Below are 23,818 nucleotides of genomic sequence, written 5' to 3' on the forward strand. Positions count from 1 at the left end.
CGGAACTCCTTCTTCGTTGGCCGCGGCCCGGCGCGGAGGCGGCCGGGCCCGGATTCATTGCTTCGGCTTGCGCGCGATCAACGCGATCACCTCGAAATGCGGCGGCCGGCGCTCGCGCGTGGCGATGCCGCAGCTGCGCACCTCCAGCCCGGCCTTGGCGGCGTAGCGGCGCAGCTCCTTCTCCGTGAAGCCGAGATTGACGTGGCCGTAGGCCTCGACCACGCTGCGGTGCCCGTGCCGCGCCAGGCAGGTCAGCAGCAGCCGCCCGCCGGGGCGCAGCACCCGCACCGCCTCGGCGACCGCCTGCGGCGGCTGCTCGGAATAGGGCAGGGCCTGCATCAGCACGACCAGGTCGAACTCGGCGTCGGCGAACGGCAGCGCGTGCATGTCGCCCTCCCGGACCTCGACGTTCTTCAGCCTGCGCAGGCGCTCGGACGCCGCCAGCACCACCTTGGTGCTGGAATCCAGGCACACATAGCGGTGCGAATGCGGCGCCATCAGCTCGGCCAGCACGCCGTCGCCGGAGGCCACGTCGAGGACGTCGCCCGGCTCCAGCAGCGGCAGCGCCGAGCGCGCCAGCGCCTCCCAGGTGCGGCCGGGCGAGTAGTGGCGCTCCATGTCGCCGGCGACGGCATCGGCCCAGTTCTGGTCGGCCGCGCGCATCGCCAGCACCCCCGGCACGCGCTCGGCGTCCTGGCGCAGCAGCGGGTCGTCGCTGCCCTCGCGCAGGGTCTGCCAGAGCGCGCGCTGGGCGCCGTCGAGCGCGGCCTCGTCGAAACGGTAGTAGGCCGACACCCCGGCGCGGCGGTCGCGCACCAGCCCGGCTTCCTTCAGCTTTGCCAGATGGGTCGACACGCGCGGCTGGGCGAGGCGGGTGATCGCCGACAGCTCGGCCACCGTGAGCTCCTCGCGCTCGAGCAGCGCGAGCAGGCGCACGCGCGTGGCGTCGGCGAACACCTTGAGTCGTGACGACCAGCCTTCCAGATCCATGATTCATCGACCTATCGCGATACAGCGATAAGTTTGTTCCCGCGGCGGGCGACGGTCAAGCGCACGGGTGGGGTTATCCGCGCGGCGCGGCTACAATTCGTGTTTTCCGCTCCAGCGCAGACCGAACCGAGGTGCCGACGTGGATTTCCGCTTCACCGAAGAGCAGTTGATGATCCAGGACGTGGCGCGCCGCATCGCCCAGGAGAAGATTGCTCCCAGCGCCGAGCACTTCGACCGGACCGGCGAGTTCCCGCTCGACAACATCCGCACTCTCGGCGAGGCCGGCCTGATGGGCATCGAGGTGCCGGCCGAATACGGCGGCGCCGGCATGGACCCGGTCAGCTACGTGCTGGCGATGATCGAGATCGCCGCGGCCGACGCCGCGCATTCGACCATCATGTCGGTGAACAACTCGCTGTTCTGCAACGGCATCCTGACCCACGGCACCGAGGCGCAGAAGCAGCAGTACGTGCGCGCCATCGCCGAGGGCCGCGAGATCGGCGCGTTCGCGCTGACCGAGCCGCAGTCCGGCTCCGACGCCACCGCGATGCGCTGCAAGGCCGCCAGGCAGGCCGACGGCAGCTACCTGATCAACGGCAAGAAGAGCTGGATCACTTCCGGCCCGGTGGCCAAGTACGTCGTGCTGTTCGCGATGACCGACCCGGAGAAGGGCGCGCGCGGCATCACCGCGTTCCTGGTCGACACCGCGCGCGAGGGCTTCCACCGCGGCAAGACCGAGCCCAAGCTCGGCATCCGCGCCTCGGCGACCTGCGAGATCGAGTTCGCCGACTACGTCGCCAGGCCCGAGGAGGTGCTCGGCCGGGAAGGCGAGGGCTTCAAGATCGCGATGGGCGTGCTCGACGCCGGCCGCATCGGCATCGCCAGCCAGGCGATCGGCATCGCCCGCGCCGCCTACGACGCGACGCTGGCCTACGTGCGCGAGCGCAAGGCCTTCGGCGCGCCGATCGGCACCTTCCAGATGACCCAGGCCAAGATCGCCGACATGAAGTGCAAGCTCGACGCGGCGACGTTGCTGACCCTGCGCGCGGCCTGGCTCAAGGGCCAGGGCCAGCGCTTCACCGCCGAAGCCTCGATCGCCAAGCTCACCGCCTCGGAGGCGGCGATGTGGATCGCCCACCAGGCCGTGCAGATCCACGGCGGCATGGGCTACTCGAAGGAGATGCCGCTGGAGCGCTATTTCCGCGACGCCAAGATCACCGAGATCTACGAGGGCACCAGCGAGATCCAGCGCCTGGTGATCGCCCGCAGCGAAACCGGCCTGCGCTGAGGTCCGCCAGCCGCCATGAGCCGCCTGCAGTCCGCCGTGCCGCCGTCCCTCCCCCTGCGGGAGCGGGCGGCGCGTCCGCGTGTATCCAAGCAGACCCGCCGCGATCGCGACCGCGCCGTCCCGCGCGACGCCGCCGCGTCGCTGCGCCCCTGACGAACCAATCCCCCGCACCCCGGCCCGCGCAGGAAACGCGGGCCTCATTACATCGGAACCAGCCGTTGCCATGAGCACCCAAGCCACCGCCCCGAAATCCCGGACCGCCGCGAGCAAAGCCTCGTCCAAGACCGCCGGCCGCAAGGCCGCCGCGAGCGCGCCCGTGGCGCCCAGAAGCGACGCCGTGTCGCTCGAGCCGATCCTCGCCGCGATGCGCAAGCGCCTGCCCAAGGCGCGGCACGCCGAGGCCGAGGCGTTCGCCCAGGCCTTCTACAAGCGCATGAGCAGCGACGAGCTGCCGCAGCACGACGCCGACGGCTGGGCCGCGCTGGCCGCCGACTTCCTCGAGTTCGCCCGCGCGCGCAGGCCCGGCAAGGCGCTGGTGCGCCTGTTCAACCCGACCCAGAAGGCGGACGGCTGGGAATCCAGCCACACCGTGGTACAGGTCGTCAACGACGACATGCCGTTCCTGGTCGACTCGGTGACGATGGCGCTGGCCGAGCAGGGCATCGGCGTGCACGTGCTCGGCCACCCGGTGGTGCGCTTCGTCCGCGACAGGGCCGGCAAGCTGGTGCGCGTCGGCGAAGGCGAACCCGAATCGCTGATGCACCTGGAGATCGACCGCCTGCCGCAGGAGGCGATGCCGAACATCCGCCGGGCGCTGGAGTCGGTGCTGGAGGACGTGCGCGCCGCGGTGCGCGACTGGCCGCTGATGCAGGCGAAGATGCGCGAAGTGGCCGAGGACCTGGGCCGGCGCAAGCTGCCGATCGACGACGAGGGCAGGCGCGAGGCGCAGGAATTCCTGCGCTGGGCCGCGGACAACCACTTCACCTTCCTCGGCTACCGCGAGTACGAAGTGGTCGGGAAGAACGGCCAGGAAGCGCTCAGCGCGGTCAAGGACAGCGGCCTGGGCCTGCTGCGCGGCAAGGACGTGGGCAAGCCGCGCCTGCTGACCTCGCTCGCCGCGCACTACATGCCGCATTCGGGCGCGGTGGACGCGCTGATCCTGACCAAGACCAACGCCCGCGCCACCGTGCACCGCCCGGGCTACATGGACTACATCGGCGTGCTCACGTTCGACGCCAAGGGCAAGCCGGTGCGCGAGGAGCGGTTCCTCGGCCTGTACACCTCCAGCGCCTACAACCGCCGGCCGTGGGACATCCCCCTGGTGCGCAAGCGCTACGAGTACGTGATGGCGCAGTCCGGCCTGGCGCCGGACAGCCACAGCGGCAAGGCCCTGCGCCACATCCTCGAGACCCTGCCGCGCGACGAGCTGTTCCAGGCCAGCGAGGAGGAGCTGCTGCGCACCGCCACCGGCATCCTCGGCCTGCAGGAACGCGTGCGCAGCAAGCTGTTCGTGCGCCGCGACCGCTACGGCCGCTACTTCTCGGTGCTGGCCTACGTGCCGCGCGACCGCTTCAACACCGACGTGCGCCTGCGGATCGAGGCGATGCTCAAGCGTGTGCTGCACGGCGAGCACGTCGATTCGTCGGTGACGCTGGGCGGCGAATCGCCGCTGGCGCAGCTGCACCTGATCGTGCGGCCGAAGTCGGGCGAGGCGATCGAGGTCGACCCGGCCCAGCTCGAGGCCGAGCTGGCGCGCATCGTGCGCAACTGGCAGGACGACCTGCGCGAGCAGCTGATCGCCCGCCACGGCGAGCAGCGCGGCCTGGCCCTGGCCAACGGCTACGGCAAGGCGCTGCCGGCCGGCTACATCGAGGACGTCAGCGCCGCCGTCGCCGCCGACGACGTCGAGCATCTGGCCGCGCTGAGCCCGGACAACGACCTGCGCCTGAGCCTGTACCGCAGCCACGGCGGCGAAGGCGGCCTGCGCTTCAAGTTCTATCGCCTCGGCGACGACATCCCGCTGTCGGATGCGCTGCCGATGATGGAGAACATGGGCCTGCGCGTGATCGCCGAGCATCCGTACCGGATCGAGGCCGAAGGCCGCGTCGCCTACATCCAGGACTTCGAGGTCGAGTCCACGGTCGGCGAGATCGACATCGCCCGCCTGGACGAGAGCTTCGAGGAGGCGTTCGCGCAGATCTGGCGCGGCAACGCCGAGAACGACGGCTTCAACCGCCTGATCCTGTGCGCCGGCCTGACCTGGCGCCAGGTGGCGATGCTGCGCGGCTACTGCAAGTACCTGCTGCAGGTCGGGGTGCCGTTCTCGCAGGCCTACGTCGAGAGCACGCTGAACCGCTACCCGCTGCTGGCGCGGCTGCTGGTGGAGCTGTTCGAGGCGCGCTTCGACCCCAGCACCGGCCGGGAGAGCAAGGCCGAGATCAAGGCCGGCATGGAGCGCTTCCGCGCCCAGCTGCAGGCGCTGGCCCGCGACGACGCGGCCGCGCTGGCGGCCCTGGAGCCGGTGATCGCCGCGCGCGCGGCCAAGCGCGAGGCGCAGTTCGAGGCCACGCGCGGCGCGATCAAGGCGCTGCTGGACCGCGTCTCCAGCCTCGACGAGGACCGCATCCTGCGCAGCTTCGTCGGCGTCATCGACGCGACCCTGCGCACCAGCTACTACATCCGCTACAAGGACGGCCGCCGCGCCGACGGCGGCCCGGCCGACTACATCAGCTTCAAGTTCGATTCCGCCAAGGTGCCGGACCTGCCCAAGCCGCGCCCGTACCGCGAGATCTTCGTCTACGGCCCGCGCGTGGAGGGCGTGCACCTGCGCTTCGGCCCGGTGGCGCGCGGCGGCCTGCGCTGGTCCGACCGCCGCGAGGACTTCCGCACCGAGGTGCTGGGCCTGGTCAAGGCGCAGATGGTGAAGAACACCGTGATCGTGCCGGTCGGCTCCAAGGGCGGGTTCTACTGCAAGCAGCTGCCGGATCCCGCGGCCAACCGCGACGCCTGGTTCGCCGAGGGCGTGGAGTGCTACAAGCGCTTCATCAACGGCCTGCTCGACGTCACCGACAACCTGGTCGACGGCAAGGTGGTGCCGCCGGAGAACGTGGTGCGCCACGACGGCGACGACCCGTACCTGGTGGTGGCCGCGGACAAGGGCACCGCGACCTTCTCCGACATCGCCAACGGCATCGCCCGCGCGCACGGCTTCTGGCTCGACGACGCCTTCGCCTCCGGCGGCTCGGTCGGCTACGACCACAAGGGCATGGGCATCACCGCGCGCGGCGCCTGGGAGTCGGTCAAGCGCCACTTCCGCGCGTTGGGCCGCGACTGCCAGAAGCAGGACTTCACCGTGGTCGGCATCGGCGACATGTCCGGCGACGTGTTCGGCAACGGCATGCTGCTGAGCGAGCACATCAAGCTGGTCGCCGCGTTCGACCATCGCCACGTCTTCCTCGACCCCAACCCGGATGCGGCGATCTCGTTCAAGGAGCGCCAGCGCATGTTCAAGCTGCCGCGCTCGAGCTGGGACGACTACGACAAGAGCAAGATCTCCAAGGGCGGCGGGGTCTGGCCGCGCTCGGCCAAGTCGATCCCGCTGTCGGCCGAGGCCAAGGCCGCGCTCGGCATCGATCCGGCGGTGACGGCGCTGAGCCCGGCCGAGCTGATCAGCGCGATCCTGAAGGCGCCGGTCGACCTGCTCTGGAACGGCGGCATCGGCACGTACGTCAAGGCCTCCAGCGAGAGCCACGCGGACGTGGGCGACCGCGCCAACAACGCGGTGCGCGTGAACGGCCGCGACCTGCGCTGCAGGATCGTGGGCGAGGGCGGCAACCTCGGCCTGACCCAGCTCGGCCGCATCGAGGCGGCCCAGCACGGCGTGCTGCTCAACACCGACTTCATCGACAACTCCGCCGGCGTGGACACCTCGGACCACGAGGTCAACATCAAGATCCTGCTCAACGGCGAGGTGCAGAAGAAGCGCCTGAAGCTGGAGGAGCGCAACAAGCTGCTGGCGCAGATGACCGACGAGGTCGCGCAGCTGGTGCTCACCGACAACTACCGCCAGAACCAGGCGCTCAGCCTGATGGAGCGGATGAGCGTGCACCGGCTCGGCTCCAAGCAGCACTTCATCCGCACCCTGGAATCGCAGGGCCTGCTCGACCGGCAGATCGAGTTCCTGCCCACGGACGCGGAGATCGCCGAGCGCAAGGCGCGCGGCCAGGGCCTGACCCGGCCGGAGCTGGCGGTGCTGCTGTCGTACAGCAAGATCGTGCTGTTCCAGCAGTTGCTGGATTCCGACGTGCCGGAAGACCCGTACCTGTCGAAGGAGCTGGTGCGCTACTTCCCGCAGCCGCTGCAGAAGAAGTACGCCAAGGCGATGGAGCAGCACCGCCTGAAGCGCGAGATCATCGCCACCGCGGTGACCAACTCGATGGTCAACCGCATGGGTGCGACCTTCACCCTGCGCATGACCGAGGACACCGGCCGCACCCCGGCCGAGGTCGCCGAGGCCTACACCATCGCCCGGGAGGCGATCGACGCGCGCGCGCTGTGGGCGCAGATCGACGCGCTCGACGGGCAGGTGCCGGAGGCGGTGCAGATCGACGCGCTGCAGACGATCTGGCACCTGCTGCGGACGATGTCGCGCTGGCTGCTGTCGCGCCCCGGCAAGATGCCGGAGATCACCGCGGCGATGGAGCGCTACGGCGACGGCCTCAAGGCGGTGCGGGCGGCGCTGCCGGCCGCGCTGTCCGGCGCCCGCCGCGAGGCTTTCGACGCGCGCCTGCGCGAGTGGCAGGACAAGGGCCTGCCGGCCGCGCTGGCCAAGGAGCTGGCGGCGCTGCCGCCGCTGGAGGCCGGTTGCGACATCGTCGAGATCGCCCACGCCCGCAAGCTGGCGCCGGCGCAGGTGGCGAAGGCCTACTACGCGCTCGGCGCGGCCTTGCACCTGCCGTGGCTGTACGAGCAGATCGAGGCGTTGCCGGTCGACGGCCGCTGGCAGGCGCTGGCGCGCGGCGCGTTGCGCGACGAGCTGGGGGCGCAGCAGCGGGCGATCGTGAGCCGCATCGTCGCGACCCCGGGCAAGCAGCCGGTCGAGGCCAAGGTCGAGGCGTGGCTCAACCGCGACGACTCGGGGCTGCGCTTCACCCTGGCGATGTTCTCCGACCTGCTCAACCAGAAGTCGCTCGACTATCCGACCCTGTCGGTGGCGGTGCGGCGCCTGGCGCAGCTGGCCTCGACCGAGGCCTGAGCGCCACGCGGCGACGGAAGGGCCGGGCGACCGGCCCTTTCTCTTGGAGCGGAACGAACGGGGAAACGGATCGCCCGCGGCGCTTCCGGCCGGCGCCGCGTTGCCGAATTCCTGCGCCCGAATCCCGTAAGCTGTGCGCGAACCTCCCCCGGAGCCGACGATGACCGCGACGCCCCGCATCGCCTTCCTCGCCAGTCCCGCCGAAGAGGCGCAGCGCACCCTGGCCGAACTGACCGCGCGCCACGGCCAGCACGCGCCGGAGGAGGCCGAGCTGCTGGTGGCGCTGGGCGGCGACGGCTTCATGCTGTCGACGCTGCACCGCTACGGCGGCCTGAACAAGCCGGTGTACGGGATGAAGCTCGGCTCGGTCGGCTTCCTGATGAACCACCACCGGCCCGACGGGCTGCTGGAGCGCCTGCACGCCGCGGAACCCGCGGTGCTGCGGCCGCTGGAGATGGTGGCGCAGACCGAGTCCGGCGCCACGGTCGGCTCGCTGGCCTACAACGAGGTTTCGCTGCTGCGCCAGACCCGCCAGGCCGCGCACCTGCGCATCGACCTCAACGGCCAGACCCGCCTGGACGAGCTGATCTGCGACGGCCTGCTGGTGTCCACCCCGGCCGGCAGCACCGCCTACAACTTCTCCGCGCACGGGCCGATCCTGCCGCTCGGGGCCAAGGTGATCGCGTTGACCCCGATCGCCGCGTTCCGCCCGCGGCGCTGGCGCGGCGCGGTGCTGAAGGCCGGCACCGAGGTGCGGCTGCGCGTGCTCGACCCGTACAAGCGGCCGGTCAGCGCCACCGCCGATTCGCACGAGGTGCGCGACGTGGTCGAGGTCACCATCCGCGAATCGCACGACCGCACCGTGACCCTGCTGTTCGACCCCGAGCACAACCTCGAGGAGCGGATGCTGGCGGAGCAGTTCATCAGCGGGTAGGCGGGCTTTCACTCCTGCCCCTGCCCCGTTTGCGGCAGCGGGGTTGGGGTCGAGGGCGCCACGCCGTCTCGCCGCCTGCGACCCGGGCGCGGCACAATGCGCGCATGCCAGACGCCAACGCCGATCCGCTGATCGTCGCGATCTCCTCGCGCACCCTGTTCGACATGGAGGACAGCCACCTGCTGTTCGAGCGCGAGGGCATCGACGCCTACGCCGATTACCAGCGCAGCCACGAGGACGACGTGCTCGCGCCGGGCATCGCCTTCCCGCTGGTGCGCAAGCTGCTGGCGCTGAACGACGGCGCCCCGCCGGAAGCGCCGCGGGTCGAGGTGATCCTGATCTCGCGCAATTCCGCCGACACCGGCCTGCGCATCTTCAACTCGATCGCCCACTACGGCCTGGCGATCAAGCGCGCGGCCTTCAGCAACGGCGCGCCGCCATACCCTTACATCCGGCCGTTCCGGGCCGACCTGTTCCTGTCGGCCAACGCCGAGGACGTGCGCAGCGCGCTGGCGGCGGGCGTCGCCGCCGCGACCCTGCTGCCGGCGCAGGCCCCGCAGCAGCGCCACGACCAGCTGCGCATCGCCTTCGACGGCGACGCGGTGATCTTCGACGACGAGTGCGAGCGGATCTCGCGCGAGGGCGGCTTGGCGGCGTTCACCGAACACGAGCGCAGCCATGCCGGCGAGCCGCTCTCCGGCGGGCCGTTCCGCGGCTTCCTGGACGCGTTGCATCGGCTGCAGCAGGCCTTCCCAACCGGGCCGGACGCGCCGATCCGCACCGCGCTGGTCACCGCGCGCTCGATCCCGGCGCACGAGCGGGTGATCCGCACCCTGCGCGAATGGAACATCCGCCTGGACGAGGCGCTGTTCCTCGGCGGGCGTTCCAAGGGGCCGTTCCTGGAAGCGTTCGGCGCCGACATCTTCTTCGACGATTCCGAGCACAACATCCTCTCCGCGCGCGACCACGTCGCCGCGGGGCACGTGCCGCACGGCGTGGCCAACCGCTAGCGCGGTTTCCGCCGGCCCGGCCGCGCGCAGGCGTCTCCGACCCAAGGCCGGCGCGGGAGACCCCGCCGATCAGCCGCCCGCCGGCGCCGCTTCGGCCGAAAGCGGCAGCCGCACGTCGCTGACCTTCCAGCGCAGCCCGTAGCGGGTGAGCACGAAGGTCACCGGCTCGCCATCGCGGCCGGCGAGGGTGACGGTGAAGCGCGACGGGCTCTCGAACCGGTAACGTGCGTCACGCAGCGGGTCGGGCGGCGGACCGGCATCGCTGCCGCCCTCGACGACGCCCGCGCGGATCCGGTGCCACAGGCTGCGTCCCTGCAGCACCGCGCCGAGGCCGGCCGGCGTCGCCAGCGCGTCGGCGGCGCTGCCGGCCACGTCCCCGGCCAGCCGCAGCGCCAGGGCGCCGAGTGGATCGGCCTGCATGTCCGCACCGGCGCGGCGCGCCAAGTGGTCCTCCAGTTGCGCGCGCAGGCTGGCGCGCAGCGCCGGGAAGTCCACGTGCCGCGCCAGTTCCGCCGCGTCTTGGGTCCGTATCGCCTCGCGGATCCCGTGCACGGTCCAGAACGGGCCCGCGGCGATCCAGCCCGCGACGGCGAGCAGTGCCAGCAACGGCAAGACCAGCCACTTCTTCATCGGCGCGCCTCCGCTTGCGGGAGCCGCCAGCATAAGCCCCCGCGCGGGGGAGCGCCGTCGCCATGCGGCGGTGCTTCGCCGCGGCCATTGGACGCGACGGGGGCGGCGCTCGGCAGCGGCCGGCTGGGACAGGGGAGGGGCCTCGGCGCATGGCCGATGCCCGCGGCGACGCGCGCGAGGCCGCGCACCGGCCGAATGCCGCGGTCGGCCGGACCGCGGTTTCATCCGCCCGGCGAATCCGCGGCCCGGGCCGGGGCTCAGTTCTTCAGCTTGAGCGCGTGGTTGACCGCCAGCGCGGCGACGGTGCAGACCGCGCCGGAGAGCAGGTAGGCGCCGACGAAGGCCAGGCCGAACTTGGCGCACAGGCCCAGCGCCACCAGCGGCGCGAACGCGGCGCCGATCAGCCAGGCCAGGTCGGAGGTCAGCGCGGCGCCGGTGTAGCGGTAGCGCGAGCCGAAGTTCGCGGTGACCGAGCCGGCGGCCTGGCCATAGGACAGGCCGAGCAGGGCGAAGCCCACCAGCACGAACACGTCCTGGCCGAAGGCGCCCGCGCCCAGCAGCATCGGCGCGAAGCCGCTGAACGCGGCGATCGCCAAGGCCAGCGCGCCGAGCGTGCGGGTGCGGCCGAAGCGGTCGGCGATCAGGCCCGACATCACCATCGACGCCGCGGCGAGGAAGCCGCCGGCGATCTGCACGAGCAGGAACTGGCCGATCGACTGCTTGGAGAACAGCAGGATCCACGACAGCGGGAAGATCGTGACCAGGTGGAACAGCGCATAGCTGGCCAGGGCGGCGAACGCGCCGATCACGACGTTGCGCCCCTTGGCCCGGAACAGCTCCAGCACCGGCGTGGGTTCCAGGTCGTGGCGGCCGAGCTCGCGCTCGTACTCGTGGGTGACGACCAGGCGCAGGCGCGCGAACAGCGCGACCACGTTGATCGCGAACGCGGCGAAGAACGGATAGCGCCAGCCCCAGCCGAAGAAGTCCTCCGCCGACAGCGCCGAGAGCAGGTAGGCGAACAGCGCCGCGGCGATGACGAAGCCCGCCGGCGCGCCGAGCTGGCCGAGCATCGCGTACCAGCCGCGCCGGTGCTTGGGCGCGTTCAGCGCCAGCAGCGACGGCAGGCCGTCCCAGGAGCCGCCCAGCGCCACGCCCTGGGCCAGGCGGAACAGCGCCAGCAGCGCGATCGACAGCGGCCCAATCTTCTCGTAGCCGGGCAGGAAGGCGATGCCCGCGGTGGCGGTGCCGAGCAGGAACAGCGCCGCGGTCAGCTTGGTGCTGCGGTCCCAGCGGCGCTGGATCCACATGAACAGCACCGTGCCGAACGGGCGCGCGACGAAGGCCAGGGCGAAGATCGCGAACGACCACAGCGTCGCTTCCAGGCGCTCCATGAACGGGAAGAACACCGTCGGGAACACCAGCGCCGAGGCGATGCCGTAGACGAAGAAATCGAAGTATTCCGAGGCGCGGCCGACGACCACGCCGACCGCGATGTCGCCGGGCGCGACCGCGTGGCTGTCCTCGCCGTGCACGGAGACGGTGGCGTGCCGGGCGGTCGGATTCGGGCCGGAAGCGGGATGGGCGGAAGTCGGGCTGTGCATCGGTCGGTCGGGGCAGGGGAGCGGGCGCCGTCGGGCGCGGGAACGCAAGCGTGCATTAGGGTCCCACTCCGCGGCCGTGGAGGCCATAGGACAAAACGTCCAATCGTGCGCCGGCGTCCGTCTGGGTAAATTGGCGCGGATGAAGCCGCCCTGCGGCTCCCCCACTGCCATCCGCGATCCCATGTCCCCACTCAAGACCCTGAGCCGCCTCCTCGCGGCCCTGGCCGTCCTGCCGCTGGCCGGGTGCAACACGCTGCTGCTGAACGCGCCCGGCGACGTGGCCCGGCAGCAGGGCGACCTGATCGTCGTCTCGACCCTGCTGATGCTGATCATCATCGTCCCGGTGATCGCGCTGACCCTGTTCTTCGCCTGGCGCTATCGCGCCTCCAACGCGAAGGCGACCTACAAGCCGGACTGGGACCACAGCACCCAGCTCGAGCTGCTGATCTGGGCCGCGCCGCTGGTGATCATCATCGCCCTGGGCGCGATCACCTGGATCAGCACCCACACGCTCGATCCGTACCGCCCGCTCGACCGCATCGCCGAGGGCAAGCCGGTGCCGGAGGGCGTCGAGCCGCTGGACGTGCAGGTGGTGGCGCTGGACTGGAAGTGGCTGTTCCTCTACCCGGAGCAGAACATCGCCACCGTCAACGAGCTGGCCGCGCCGGTGGACCGCCCGATCCGGTTCAGCATCACCGCCTCCTCGGTGATGAACTCCTTCTACATCCCTGCACTGGCCGGGCAGATCTACGCGATGCCGGGCATGGAGACCAAGCTGCACGCGGTGATGAACCGGCCCGGCGAGTACGTCGGTTTCTCCGCCAACTACAGCGGCGCCGGCTTCTCCGGCATGCGCTTCCGCTTCCACGGCCTGAGCGCGCAGGACTTCGAGCGCTGGGTGGCCAAGGTGCGCGCCGGCGGCGACGCCCTGGAGCGCGCCGACTACCTGCGGCTGGAGAAGCCCAGCGAGCGCGAGCCGGTGCGCTACTACGCCCAGGTGTCGCCGGGCCTGTACCGCGCCATCCTCAACCGCTGCGTCGACACCGCCAAGATGTGCATGGACGAGATGATGGCGATCGACGCCACCGGCGGTCTCGGCAAGCGCGGCCTCGCGGCCGATGCGCTGGTGGCGCGGCGCGCGGGCGACCTGCGCGGCGGCCCGGTGGTCGCCTCGGCGGTCTGCGCCGCGAACGACCCGGCGCCGCTCCCGGCCGCAACGGTCCCGTCCGGCCCGGCCTCGTCCAACCCGGTGCCGGCGAGCGTCGCCGTCCTCGCCCCTTGATGTCCCGAATCCCCGCGCCGCGCGCCGTCCGCGCGCGCGGACAGTGAGAAGCACGATGTCCGAACCCGTCAGCCAAACCCATCCGCTCCTGGGCCGCCTGTCCTGGGACGCCATCCCGCTGCACGAGCCGATCCTGATCGGCACGTTCATCGCCGTCGCCATCGGCGGCCTGGCGCTGATCGCGCTGATCACGCGCCAACGCCTGTGGGGCCACCTCTGGAAGGAGTGGTTCACCAGCATCGACCACAAGAAGATCGGCATCATGTACATCGTGCTGGGGCTGGTCATGCTGCTGCGCGGCTTCGCCGACGCGGTGATGATGCGCCTGCAGCAGGCCATCGCCTTCGGGGATTCGCTCGGCTACCTGCCGCCGCACCACTACGACCAGATCTTCACCGCCCACGGCGTGATCATGATCTTCTTCGTGGCGATGCCGCTGATCACGGGGTTCATGAACTACGTGGTGCCGCTGCAGATCGGCGCTCGCGACGTCGCTTTCCCGTTCCTCAACAACTTCAGCTTCTGGATGACGGCGGGCGGCGCCGCGCTGGTGATGGTGTCGCTGTTCGTCGGCGAGTTCGCCACCACCGGCTGGCTGGCGTACCCGCCGCTGTCGGGCATCGCCTACAGTCCCGGGGTCGGCGTCGACTACTACATATGGGGACTGCAGGTGGCCGGCGTCGGCACCACGCTGTCCGGCATCAACCTGATCGCCACCATCGTCAAGATGCGCGCGCCGGGCATGTCGCTGATGAAGATGCCGGTGTTCACCTGGACCTCGCTGTGCGCGAACGTCCTGATCGTGGCCTCGTTCCCGGTGCTGACCGCGGCGCTGGCGCTGCTGACCCTGGACCGCTACGTCGGCACTAACTTCTTCACGAACGATCTTGGCGGCAACGCCATGATGTACGTGAACCTGATCTGGATCTGGGGCCACCCGGAGGTCTACATCCTGATCCTGCCGTGCTTCGGCATCTTCTCCGAAGTGGTCGCCACCTTCTGCGGCAAGCGCCTGTTCGGCTACGCCTCGATGGTGTACGCGACCGTGGTGATCACGATCCTGTCGTACCTGGTGTGGCTGCACCACTTCTTCACCATGGGGTCGGGCGCGAGCGTCAACTCGTTCTTCGGCATCACCACGATGATCATCTCGATCCCGACCGGCGCGAAGATCTTCAACTGGCTGTTCACCATGTACCGCGGCCGCATCCGCTTCGAGCTGCCGATGATGTGGACCATCGGCTTCATGGTGACGTTCGTGATCGGCGGCATGACCGGCGTGCTGCTGGCGGTCCCGCCGGCCGACTTCGTGCTGCACAACAGCCTGTTCCTGATCGCCCACTTCCACAACGTGATCATCGGCGGCGTGCTGTTCGGCCTGTTCGCCGGCATCAACTTCTGGTGGCCGAAGGCGTTCGGCTTCAGGCTGGACCCGTTCTGGGGCAAGCTGTCGTTCTGGTTCTGGCTGGTCGGCTTCTTCTTCGCCTTCATGCCGCTGTACGTGCTCGGCCTGATGGGCGTGACCCGCCGTGTCAGCCACTTCGACGACCCGTCGCTGCAGGTCTGGTTCGTGATCGCGGCCTTCGGCGCGCTGCTGATCGCGATCGGCATCGCCTGCATGCTGGTCCAGTTCGCGGTCAGCTTCCGCAAGCGCGAGCAGCTGCGCGACCCCACCGGCGACCCGTGGAACGGCCGCACCCTGGAGTGGTCGACCTCGTCGCCGCCGCCGGCCTACAACTTCGCCTTCACCCCGGTGGTGCACGACAACGACGCCTGGCACGACATGAAGCAACGCGGGTACCAGCGCCCGACTTCGGGCTTCCTGCCGGTGCACATGCCGAAGAACACCGCCGCGGGCGTGGTGCTCGCCGGCCTGAGTACGCTGCTCGGCTTCGCCCTGGTCTGGCACATCTGGTGGCTGGTCGGCGCGTCGTTCCTGGCGCTGCTGGTCGCGGCCATCGCCCATACCTTCAACTACAAGCGCGACTACCACATCCCGGCCGAGGAGATCGCCCGGACCGAGGAAGCGCGCACCCAGCAACTGGCGACCGCCCATGTCTGACGCCCATGCCATCGCCCTGACCGACGCCCAGGGGCGCCCGGTCTTCTACGACGCCGCCGGCAAGCACCATCCGGAGAACGGGACGCTGCTCGGCTTCTGGCTGTACCTGATGAGCGACTGCCTCATCTTCGCCGTGCTGTTCGCGGTGTACGGCGTGCTCGGGCGCAGCTACGCGGCCGGCCCGTCCGGCGCCGACCTGTTCGACCTGAACCTGGTCGCGATCAACACCGGCCTGCTGCTGCTGTCCTCGATCACCTACGGCTTCGCGATGGTGGCGATGCAGGCGCGCAAGCAGCCGGCGGTGCTGCTGTGGCTGGCGATCACCGGCCTGCTGGGCCTGGGTTTCCTCGGGGTGGAGCTGTACGAATTCGCCCACCTGGTCCACGAGGGCGCCGGCCCGCAGCGCAGCGCCTTCCTGTCCTCGTTCTTCGCCCTGGTCGGCACCCACGGCCTGCACGTCACCTTCGGCGTGATCTGGCTCGTGGTGCTGATGCTGCAGGTCGGCAGGCACGGCCTGACCGCGGCCAACCGCCGCCGCCTACTGTGCCTGTCCATGTTCTGGCATTTCCTCGACGTCGTCTGGATCGGCGTCTTCACCTTCGTCTACCTGATGGGAGTGCTGCCGTGAGCCACGCGCCCGTGCACCACGACAACGACCGCGCCGGCGGCCACCACGACGACCACGACGGCGGCATCCACTTCTCGGTCAAGGGTTACGCGATCGGCTTCCTGCTGTCGCTCGTGCTGACCGCGATCCCGTTCTGGCTGGTGATGGGCAAGGCGCTGCCGTCCTCCAGCGTCACCGGCTTCGTCGTGCTCGCGTTCGCGGCCGTGCAGATGGTCGTGCACATGGTCTACTTCCTGCACCTGGACGCGAAGTCCGAGGGCGGCTGGAACATGCTGGCGCTGATCTTCACCGTGGTGCTGGTGGCGATCATGCTGGTCGGCTCGTTGTGGGTCATGCATCACCTGAACACCAACATGATGCCGATGGCCCCGCACGACATGCGCAACATGCCGTGAGCCACCCGGCGCGCGAACGCGAGGGCCCGGCGCCGCGGCCGCGCGGCCGGGGCGCGCTGTTCGCGCTGCTGGGCTTCCTGGCGCTGGCCTGCGCCGGTTTCGCCGGGCTGGGCATCTGGCAGGTGCAGCGGCTGGCCTGGAAGCGGGACCTGATCGAACGGGTCGAGGCGCGCGTGCACGCGCCGCCGGCACCGGCGCCGGGCCCGCGCGAATGGCCGCGGATCGGCGCTGCCGCGCACGAGTACCTGCGCGTGCGCCTGGACGGACGGTACCTGGACGGCCGCGACACGCGGGTGCAGGCGGTGACCGAACTCGGCCCCGGCTTCTGGCTCTTGACTCCGCTGCGCACCCGCGAGGGCAGCGTGGTGCTGGTCAACCGGGGCTTCGTGCCGCCGGACTGGCGCGGCGCAAAGGCGCCGCGCGGCGAGACGCAGGTGGTCGGGCTGCTGCGCCTGAGCGAGCCGGGCGGCGGCTTCCTTCGCCGCAACGACCCGGCGCGCGGGCGCTGGTACTCGCGCGACGTGCGTGCGATCGCCGCGGCGCGCGGCCTGGACCCGCAGCGGGTGGCGCCGTATTTCGTGGACGCCGAGCGCGCGCCGGGCGCCGCCGCGGCCGCGCCGCCGGTCGGCGGCTTGACGGTGGTGCGCTTCCGCAACAACCATCTGTCCTACGCGGTGACCTGGTTCGTGCTGGCGGCGATGGCGGCCGCCGCCGCCTATGTGCTGCGCGACGAACGCCGCCGCCGCGCCCGAACCCGCTGAGGGAGGAACGCCGATGCAGGACCCGATGCCGCCGCGTCCGCTCGGCGAAGCCGCGCTGTCGATGCTGCCGATGCGTTCCCGCCTCGGCCCGCTGCATCCGCTGATCCAGCTGCGCTGGATCGCCGTGGTCGGGCAGGTCGCGACCATCCTGTTCGTCCACTACGGCTTCGGCATCGCCCTGCCGCTGGTGCCGATGACGGCGGTGGTCGCGGCCTTGGCCGCGTTCAACCTGGCCAGCATGCTGCGCTGGCGCCGGCGCGAGGATGTCGGCGAGGGCGCGCTGTTCGCCGCGCTGCTGGTCGACGTGCTGACCCTGACTGCGCTGCTGCACTTCAGCGGCGGCATCTCCAACCCGTTCGTGTTCCTGTACCTGCTGCAGGTCGCGCTGGCCGCGGTGCTGCTGCGCGCGCGCACCAGCCTGGCCGTGGCCGCCGTCGCCAGCGCCTGTATCGTCGCGCTGACCCTGTGGCGCAGCCCGGTGGCGATCCCGATCGATCCGTCCGGAGGCCTGCGCGATCCCTACGTGCAGGGCCTGCTGGTCTGCTTCGGCCTGAACGCGATCCTGCTGGTGATGTTCATCAGTCGGATCAGCGCCTCGCTGCGCGCGCGCGACGCGCGCCTGGCGGCGCTGCGCCAGCGCGCGGCCGAGGAGGAGCACATCGTGCGCATGGGCCTGCTCGCGTCCGGCGCCGCGCACGAGCTGGGCACGCCGCTGGCGACGCTGTCGGTGATCCTCGGCGACTGGCGGCGGATGCAGCCGTTCGTCGACCGCGCCGACCTGCGCCAGGAACTCGACGAAATGCAGGCGCAGGTCGACCGCTGCAAGTCGATCGTCACCGGCATCCTGCTGTCCGCCGGCGAGACCCGCGGCGAGGCGCCCGCGCCGACCACGCTGTCGGCCTTCCTCGACGGCGTGGTCGCGGAGTGGCGGGCCACCCGCCCGGTGCTGGCGTTCGAGTACGCCAAGCATTTCGACGGCGACCTGCACATCGTCTCCGACACCGGCCTGAAGCAGATGATCCAGAACGTGCTCGACAACGCGCTGGAGGCCTCGCCGGGCTGGGTCGGCCTGGACGCGGCGATCGAGGACGAAGCGCTGGTGCTGCGCGTGCGCGACCGGGGCCCCGGCTTCGCCCCGCAGATGCTGGCCAATCTCGGCAAGCCCTACCAGTCGAGCAAGGGCCGCCCCGGCCGCGGCCTGGGCCTGTTCCTGGCGGTGAACGTGGCGCGCACGCTGGGCGGCAGCATCGCCGCGCGCAACGCCGAGCCCCGCGGCGCGGTCGTCACCGTGACCCTGCCATTGTCGGCGCTGACCCTGGAAGAAGAGGACCTGGACGAAGGAGGCCGCGATGAACCCTGAACCGAGACGCCTGCTGATCGTCGAGGACGACGCCGATTTCGCCCGGACCCTGAGCCGCTCGTTCGAGCGCCGCGGCTACGCGGTGCGCTGCGCGGCCAACCAGGAAGAGGCGATGGCCGTCGCGGCCGAGCACGCGCCGGGCTACGCCGTGGTCGACCTGAAGCTGGCCGGCGGCGACTCCGGCCTGGCCTGCGTGCAGGCGCTGCATGCGCACGATCCGCGCATGCTGATCGTGGTGCTGACCGGCTACGCCAGCATCGCCACCGCGGTGGAGGCGATCAAGCTCGGTGCCTGCCACTACCTGGTCAAGCCTTCGAACACCGACGACATCGAGGCCGCGTTCGACCGCACCGAGGGCGACGCCACCGTCGAACTGACCCGCCGCCAGACCTCGATCAAGACGCTCGAATGGGAGCGCATCCACGAGGTGCTGGCCGAGACCAACTTCAACATCTCCGAGGCCGCGCGCCGGCTCGGCATGCACCGGCGCACGCTGGCGCGCAAGCTGGACAAGCAGCGGGTGAAGTGAGCCGCAACCGGAAACGAGCGGCCCGCAACGGGGACCCGGGCGAGGGCGCGCCCGCGTTCGCCCGTTCCGCGCCCGTTCCTCAGAACTCGAGGTCCAGCGCGGCGCACAGGTAGTCGACGAACGGCGCCAGCGCCGCCAGGTCGCCCTGCAGCGTCTTCAACAGGCGCGGGCCGGTCATCGTGGCGTCGTCGATCGCGCGGAGCGCGACGAAGTTCTTGCGCTTGAGGTCCCCGGCGAACGCGAAATCGTCGGGGAAGCCGCGCGGCATCCGGGTCAGCGTCTCGCTGTCGTCGAGCGCGTAGCGGCGGCGGAACTTCGGCTCGTGCGCGGCCGCCTTCCAGCCGCCGGGATTGTCGAGGACGAAATGGCGGACGCGCCGCAGGGTGCCGGGCTGCGGGTGCCACAGCCCGGCCGCGACGAAACACTCGCCCGGTTGCAGGTGCAGGTAGAACGACGGCGCTTCCACCTGGCGGCTGCGCGCATGGAACAGCCGCGCGCCCTGCCAGGTCTTGTACGGCGACTTGTCGTTGGCGAAGCGCGTGTCGCGCTGGATCCGGAACAGCGAGCCGCCGACCGTCCTCGGCTCGGCGCGGTAGTGCTCGCTGATCCGCGCCAGCGCCGGTTGCAGGTCGGTGAGCAGGCGCTGGAACGGCTCGCGCACATGGGCTTCGTAGTCGCGCTTGTGCGCGTGGAACCATTCGCGCTCGTTGTGGCGGGCCAGGCCGCGCAGGAACCTGAAGCTGGCGTCGCTGAAGTAGCGGGTCATGCGGTATGGGGCGTCGGGAGGGGGGACGGCCCGGGTCGGGCCAGGCGCCATTTTCGCCCGCCGGGCGGCAAACCGGCGCCGTCCGCCGGCGGGCGCGGGCGCCGGGCTCAGGCCAGCCCCGCCTCGAGTTCGTCGCCCCAGGCGTCCAACCGGTCGAGCAGGGCGAGCTTGGCGCCGTCGCCGGCATGGACGGCGCGCAGCGCGGCGATCTCGGCGCGGTAGCGCGGCAGGCTGAGTTCGGACAGGCCCGATTCCTCGAGCAGGCGCCGGCGGCGGTAGTCGTTCCAGCGCGCGTGTTCGTCGAGGGCGAGCGTCTCCGGCCAGTTGCGGGCGCGGTAGCGGAACAGCAGTTCCGGCAGGCGCGGGTCGGCGAAGGCGAACGCGCGCGTGCCCAGCGCCTGCGGCGCGGTGGCGCGCACTTCGGCGAACAGGCGCTTGTCGGCATCGCCGATGAAGCCGTCGTACAGCGAAGCGTCGACGTCCGCGGCCGCGCGTTCGCGCACCTGGGCGTACACCCGGCGCACCTTCTCGGCCAGCGCGGGCCCGGCGGCGCGCAGGCGCGCGGCGCGCTCGAGGACCCGCGCCGGGTCGATGCACAGGCGCGCGAAGTCGGGCCCGCGCAGATGGTCCCAGGCGACCAGGGCGGGGCAGCGGTTGAGATGGATCTCCTTGAGCGCGACCCGGCTCTCGCCCTCGGGCAGGTCGGCGATCGGCGTGTACAGGCGGTCGGCGATCTCCTCCGGCGCGAGCCGCAGCAGCGGCTCCGGGTCCTGGTCCAGGTCGAACGCGATCACCCGGCTGTCGATGCGCGGATGCCGCGCCACCGGCAGCATCGCCGCCGCGCACAGCCGGGTCGCGGCGAAGCGCTGCGAGACGTGCAGCACCGGCGTCATCGCGGTGGTGTCGAGCAGGCCGGCGGCGAAGCGCTTGTCGCGCAGGCGCAGGGCGTAGTCCCACAGCCGCGGTTGCGCGGCGCGCAGCTTGCGCGCCAGGCCGACCAGCGCGCGCACGTCGGACAGCGCTTCGTGCGCCTCGCCCTCGCGCACGCCGTTGGCCGCGGCCAGGTGCTCGAGCTTGAACGAAGGCGCGCCGTCCTCGCGCCGCGGCCATTCCAGCCCGTCCGGACGCAGCGCATGCGCCAGCCGCAGCACGTCGAGCAGGTCCCAGCGCGAGTTGCCGCCGCGCCATTCGCGCTCGTAGGCGTCGTAGAAATTGCGGAACAGGCCGTAGCGGACGAACTCGTCGTCGAAGCGCAGCGAGTTGTAGCCCAGGCTGCAGGTCTCCGGCCGCGCCATCTGCTCGTGGATCAGCGCGAACGCCGCGGCCTCGTTGACGCCTTCGCGCAGCGCCCGTTGCGGCGCGATGCCGGTGACCAGGGTGGCGGCGGGCGAGGGCAGCAGGTCGTCGGCCGGGCGCACGAACACGCTGATCGGCTCCTCGACCGGGTTCAGTTCGGCGTCGGTGCGGATCGCCGCGAACTGGGCGATGCGCGAGGTGCGCGGGTCGGCGCCGAAGGTTTCCAGGTCGTAGAACAGGAAGCTGGCGGGCATGCGAGGGGCGATGAACGGGTGAGAGGGGACGGGAGCGGCGTGGCCGCGGCGGCCTCACGCCAGCGGCGGCAGGCGCTCGCGCACCGCGGCGTCCACGCGGTCCCAGTCCAGCGTGTCGAGCGAGGCATGGCCGCGGGTCAGTTCGACCAGCAGCTCGCGCTGCAGCCGGCCGCGCTCGAACGCGAGCGCGTAGGGAATGCGCAGGAAGGTGACCATCGAGTAGCGCGGCACGAAGCGGTCCGGATGGCGCTCGGCGAGCGCGCGCTCCAGCGCGCGCTGCAGCAGGTAGTCGTCGTCGTCGACGCGGTCGCGCATCTCCAGATAGTTCTCCAGCGCCATCGCCTGGATCGCGCGCGCGTTCGGCAGGCGTTCGGCCTGGAACGCGGCGAACGCGGCGGCGCGGTCCGGCTGCGCGTCCAGGTGCCCGGCGAGGGCGACGCAGTCCTCGAACGCGCAGTTCATGCCCTGGCCGTGGAACGGCACCATCGCGTGCGCGGCGTCGCCGAGCAGCACCGCCTCGCCGGCCAGGTGCCAGCGGTCCAGGTACAGCGTGGCCAGCAGCCCGGTCGGGTTGCGTTCGAAGTCCCGCTCCAGGTCGGGGATCAGCGGCAAAGCGTCGGCGAAGTCGCGCGCGAACAGCGCGCGCGCGTCGGCGCCGCTGCGCACGCTGGCGAAGCTCGGCTCGCCCGCGTTGGGCAGGAACAGGGTGACGGTGAAGGTGCGCTCGTCGTTGGGCAGGGCGATGCACATGTAGCGGCCGCGCGGCCAGACGTGCAGCGCGTTGGGCTCGATGCGGAAGCCGCCGTCCGGCGCCGGCGGGATCTCCAGTTCCTTGTACGAGTGGCCGAGGTATTCGGTGCGCTCGCCGAGGTCGGCCTGGCGCGCCATCGCCGCGCGCAGCGCCGAGCCGGCGCCGTCGGCGCCCACCAGGGAAACGAATTGCGCCTCGTGCGCGCTGCCGTCGCGCGGATCGACGAAGCGCGCCCGGCGGGCGGCGAAGTCGACCGACTCGAGTCCGCGATGGAAGTGCAAGCGCACGCCGGCATGCTGCGCGATGTCGAGCAGGATCACGTTGAGCTCGCCGCGGTGCACCGACCAGATCACCTCGCTGTCGTCGCGGCCGTAGCGCTGCAGGTCGGTGCGGCCGTCGAGGAAGTGCACCATGCGTCCGCGCATCATCACCGCCTGCCGCATCACCGCCTCGTCCGCGCCGGCCAGGCGCAGCGCGTGGCGGCCGCGCTCGGCCAGCGCCAGGTTGATCGAGCGCCCGCCCGCGTAGCCCTGCACGCGCGGGTCGCCGCGCTTTTCGTACACGTCGACGCCCCAGCCGCGTTGCGCCAGCAGCGTGGCCAGCACGGCGCCGGCCAGGCCGGCGCCGACGATGGTGATGCGCCTATCGGTATCCATGCTCAACGGCGTTCCCCCGCAGGTCGTTCCGCGCCCGCCCGGACCGGCGGCGCGGTGAGGACTTCAACACGCATCCCGCCATGCCTCCACCTCGCGCGCGAAACGCAGCACGTCGGCATGGGTGTTGTAGAGCGGCACCGGCGAGATGCGGATCACGTCCGGCTCGCGCCAGTCGCCGAGCACGCCGCGCGCGCCCAGGTGCGCGAACAGCGCGCGCCCGGCCTCGCGGCCGGCGCGCACCCGCAGCGACATCTGGCAGCCGTGCCGTTCCGGCTCGGTGGGCGTGACGATCTGCAGGGTTTCCGCCAGCCGGGTTTCGATCAGCCGCTGCAGGTAGCCGGTCAGGCCCAGCGCCTTGCGCCGCAGCGCCGCCATGCCGGCGCGGTCGAACAGCTCCAGCGAGGCGCGCAGCGGCGCCAGCGACAGGATCGGCGGGTTGCTCAGCTGCCAGCCGTCCGCGCCCGGCGTCGGCAGGAACTGCGGCCCCATGCGGAAGCGGGTGGCGACGTCGTGCCCCCACCAGCCGGCGAAGCGCGGCCGCTCGCTGCGCGCGTGCCGGTCATGGACGAAGCAGCCCGCCACCGCGCCCGGCCCGCTGTTGAGGTATTTGTAGTGGCACCAGACCGCGAAATCGGCGCCGCTGTCGTGCAGGGCGAGTTCGAGATTGCCGGCCGCGTGGGCCAGGTCGAAGCCGCACAGCGCGCCCTGCGCGTGCGCCAGGCGCGCGATCGCGGCGAGGTCGAAGGCCTGGCCGGTGCGGTACTGCACGCCCGGCCACAGCACCAGCGCCAGGCGCGGGCCGTGCTGCGCGATCGCGCGTTCGATCGCGGCCATCGAGATCGTGCCGTTGGGCTCGTCGGCTTCCAGTTCGACCAGGTCGCGCGCCGGGTCGAAGCCGTGGAAGGCGATCTGCGAGGCGACGGCGTGCCGGTCGGACGGGAACGCGCCGGCCTCGATCAGGATCGCCGGGCGCTCGCGCGTGGGCCGGTAGAAGCTCACCATCATCAGGTGCAGGTTGACGGTGAGCGTGTTCATCGCCACCACCTCGTGCGGCTGCGCGCCGACCAGGCGCGCCAGCGGCGCGCGCACCAGTTCGTGGTAGGGCATCCATTGCCCCTGGCCGGTGAAGTGGCCTTCCACCGCCTCGGCCGCCCATTTGTGCAGCACTTCCTCGACGTAGGCGCGCGCGCCGCGCGGCTGCAGGCCGAGCGAATTGCCGGCGAAATAGGCCTGCTCGGCGTCGCCGTGGCGCGGGATCAGGAATTCGCCGCGCAGCTCGCGCAGCGGGTCGGCGGCGTCGAGGCCGCGGGCGTAGTCGTCGGAAAGCAGGGTCATTTCGGCCACGGGGTCACGCGGGCGGGCACGGATGGT

At 71.3% G+C, this 23,818-nt stretch carries 18 protein-coding genes; 11 read left to right on the plus strand and 7 right to left on the minus strand.

Translation table 11 applies throughout. From position 1 onward, the window contains the following. Window positions 1-54: 54 nt before the first annotated feature. Complete coding sequence (locus EDC50_RS03620) at window positions 55-990, minus strand: ArsR/SmtB family transcription factor (protein WP_123769082.1); 936 nt, start codon at window positions 988-990, stop codon at window positions 55-57. A gap of 139 nt (window positions 991-1,129) precedes the next feature. On the opposite strand from EDC50_RS03620, the gene EDC50_RS03625 reads away from it, so the two are divergent. From EDC50_RS03625 to EDC50_RS03640, 4 genes are all read left to right on the plus strand, one after another. Further along, window positions 1,130-2,278: an acyl-CoA dehydrogenase family protein gene (locus EDC50_RS03625; RefSeq protein WP_123769083.1), complete on the plus strand. Its 1,149-nt coding sequence runs from the start codon at window positions 1,130-1,132 to the stop codon at window positions 2,276-2,278. 223 nt (window positions 2,279-2,501) lie between these two features. After that, window positions 2,502-7,532, plus strand: a complete 5,031-nt coding sequence (locus EDC50_RS03630; protein ID WP_123769084.1) for an NAD-glutamate dehydrogenase — start codon at window positions 2,502-2,504, stop codon at window positions 7,530-7,532. 160 nt (window positions 7,533-7,692) lie between these two features. After that, on the plus strand, window positions 7,693-8,466 hold the full coding sequence (locus tag EDC50_RS03635) for an NAD kinase (protein ID WP_123769085.1): 774 nt from the start codon (window positions 7,693-7,695) through the stop codon (window positions 8,464-8,466). Between the two features lie 104 nt (window positions 8,467-8,570). After that, the gene (locus EDC50_RS03640; RefSeq protein WP_123769086.1) at window positions 8,571-9,476 is read left to right on the plus strand and encodes a 5'-nucleotidase; all 906 of its coding nucleotides are present in this window, start codon (window positions 8,571-8,573) and stop codon (window positions 9,474-9,476) included. A gap of 69 nt (window positions 9,477-9,545) precedes the next feature. Here EDC50_RS03640 and EDC50_RS03645 read toward each other — a convergent pair whose 3' ends face one another. Together EDC50_RS03645 and EDC50_RS03650 are read right to left on the minus strand one after the other, a co-directional pair. After that, a complete protein-coding gene (locus tag EDC50_RS03645) occupies window positions 9,546-10,106 on the minus strand; it encodes a DUF2939 domain-containing protein (protein ID WP_123769087.1) in 561 nt (186 codons plus the stop codon). A 257-nt stretch (window positions 10,107-10,363) separates the two neighbouring features. Beyond that, complete coding sequence (locus EDC50_RS03650) at window positions 10,364-11,707, minus strand: MFS transporter (protein ID WP_123769088.1); 1,344 nt, start codon at window positions 11,705-11,707, stop codon at window positions 10,364-10,366. A gap of 181 nt (window positions 11,708-11,888) precedes the next feature. Between EDC50_RS03650 and cyoA the strand changes: the two genes are divergently transcribed. From cyoA to EDC50_RS03685, 7 genes are read left to right on the plus strand one after another with little or no spacing between them, the layout of a single operon-like run. Continuing rightward, window positions 11,889-12,989 carry a ubiquinol oxidase subunit II gene (gene cyoA, locus EDC50_RS03655; protein WP_123769089.1) on the plus strand — a complete coding sequence of 367 codons (1,101 nt, stop codon included), beginning with the start codon at window positions 11,889-11,891 and terminating at the stop codon, window positions 12,987-12,989. 55 nt (window positions 12,990-13,044) lie between these two features. Continuing rightward, window positions 13,045-15,051 carry a cytochrome o ubiquinol oxidase subunit I gene (gene cyoB, locus EDC50_RS03660; protein ID WP_123769090.1) on the plus strand — a complete coding sequence of 669 codons (2,007 nt, stop codon included), beginning with the start codon at window positions 13,045-13,047 and terminating at the stop codon, window positions 15,049-15,051. After that, window positions 15,044-15,679 (plus strand): cytochrome o ubiquinol oxidase subunit III, encoded by a 636-nt coding sequence (gene cyoC, locus EDC50_RS03665; RefSeq protein WP_123769091.1) that lies wholly within the window; start codon window positions 15,044-15,046, stop codon window positions 15,677-15,679. The genes cyoB and cyoC overlap by 8 nt, the downstream gene beginning before the upstream one ends. Beyond that, complete coding sequence (gene cyoD, locus EDC50_RS03670) at window positions 15,676-16,074, plus strand: cytochrome o ubiquinol oxidase subunit IV (RefSeq protein WP_170167587.1); 399 nt, start codon at window positions 15,676-15,678, stop codon at window positions 16,072-16,074. The genes cyoC and cyoD overlap by 4 nt, the downstream gene beginning before the upstream one ends. Continuing rightward, entirely contained in the window at window positions 16,071-16,835 is a 765-nt protein-coding gene (locus EDC50_RS03675; protein WP_199742071.1) for an SURF1 family protein, read from the plus strand. The genes cyoD and EDC50_RS03675 overlap by 4 nt, the downstream gene beginning before the upstream one ends. Before the next feature lie 13 nt (window positions 16,836-16,848). Continuing rightward, window positions 16,849-18,195 carry an ATP-binding protein gene (locus EDC50_RS03680; RefSeq protein ID WP_199742070.1) on the plus strand — a complete coding sequence of 449 codons (1,347 nt, stop codon included), beginning with the start codon at window positions 16,849-16,851 and terminating at the stop codon, window positions 18,193-18,195. After that, window positions 18,185-18,724, plus strand: coding sequence for a response regulator transcription factor (locus EDC50_RS03685; RefSeq protein ID WP_123769092.1), 540 nt, complete (start codon window positions 18,185-18,187; stop codon window positions 18,722-18,724). Before EDC50_RS03680 ends, EDC50_RS03685 begins: the two co-directional genes overlap by 11 nt. A 79-nt stretch (window positions 18,725-18,803) precedes the next feature. Here EDC50_RS03685 and EDC50_RS03690 read toward each other — a convergent pair whose 3' ends face one another. The 4 genes from EDC50_RS03690 to kynU form a co-directional block, all read right to left on the minus strand. Beyond that, entirely contained in the window at window positions 18,804-19,490 is a 687-nt protein-coding gene (locus EDC50_RS03690) for a DUF2461 domain-containing protein (RefSeq protein WP_123769093.1), read from the minus strand. A gap of 107 nt (window positions 19,491-19,597) precedes the next feature. Next, entirely contained in the window at window positions 19,598-21,040 is a 1,443-nt protein-coding gene (gene sbcB / locus EDC50_RS03695; protein ID WP_123769094.1) for an exodeoxyribonuclease I, read from the minus strand. Window positions 21,041-21,094: 54 nt separating this feature from the next. Further along, window positions 21,095-22,453, minus strand: a complete 1,359-nt coding sequence (locus EDC50_RS03700; protein WP_123769095.1) for an FAD-dependent oxidoreductase — start codon at window positions 22,451-22,453, stop codon at window positions 21,095-21,097. Window positions 22,454-22,510: 57 nt separating this feature from the next. Next, a complete protein-coding gene (gene kynU, locus EDC50_RS03705; protein ID WP_123769096.1) occupies window positions 22,511-23,782 on the minus strand; it encodes a kynureninase in 1,272 nt (423 codons plus the stop codon). Window positions 23,783-23,818: the final 36 nt, after the last annotated feature.

The sequence above is a fragment of the Vulcaniibacterium tengchongense genome (genome assembly GCF_003814555.1).
GTDB lineage: Bacteria > Pseudomonadota > Gammaproteobacteria > Xanthomonadales > Xanthomonadaceae > Vulcaniibacterium > Vulcaniibacterium tengchongense.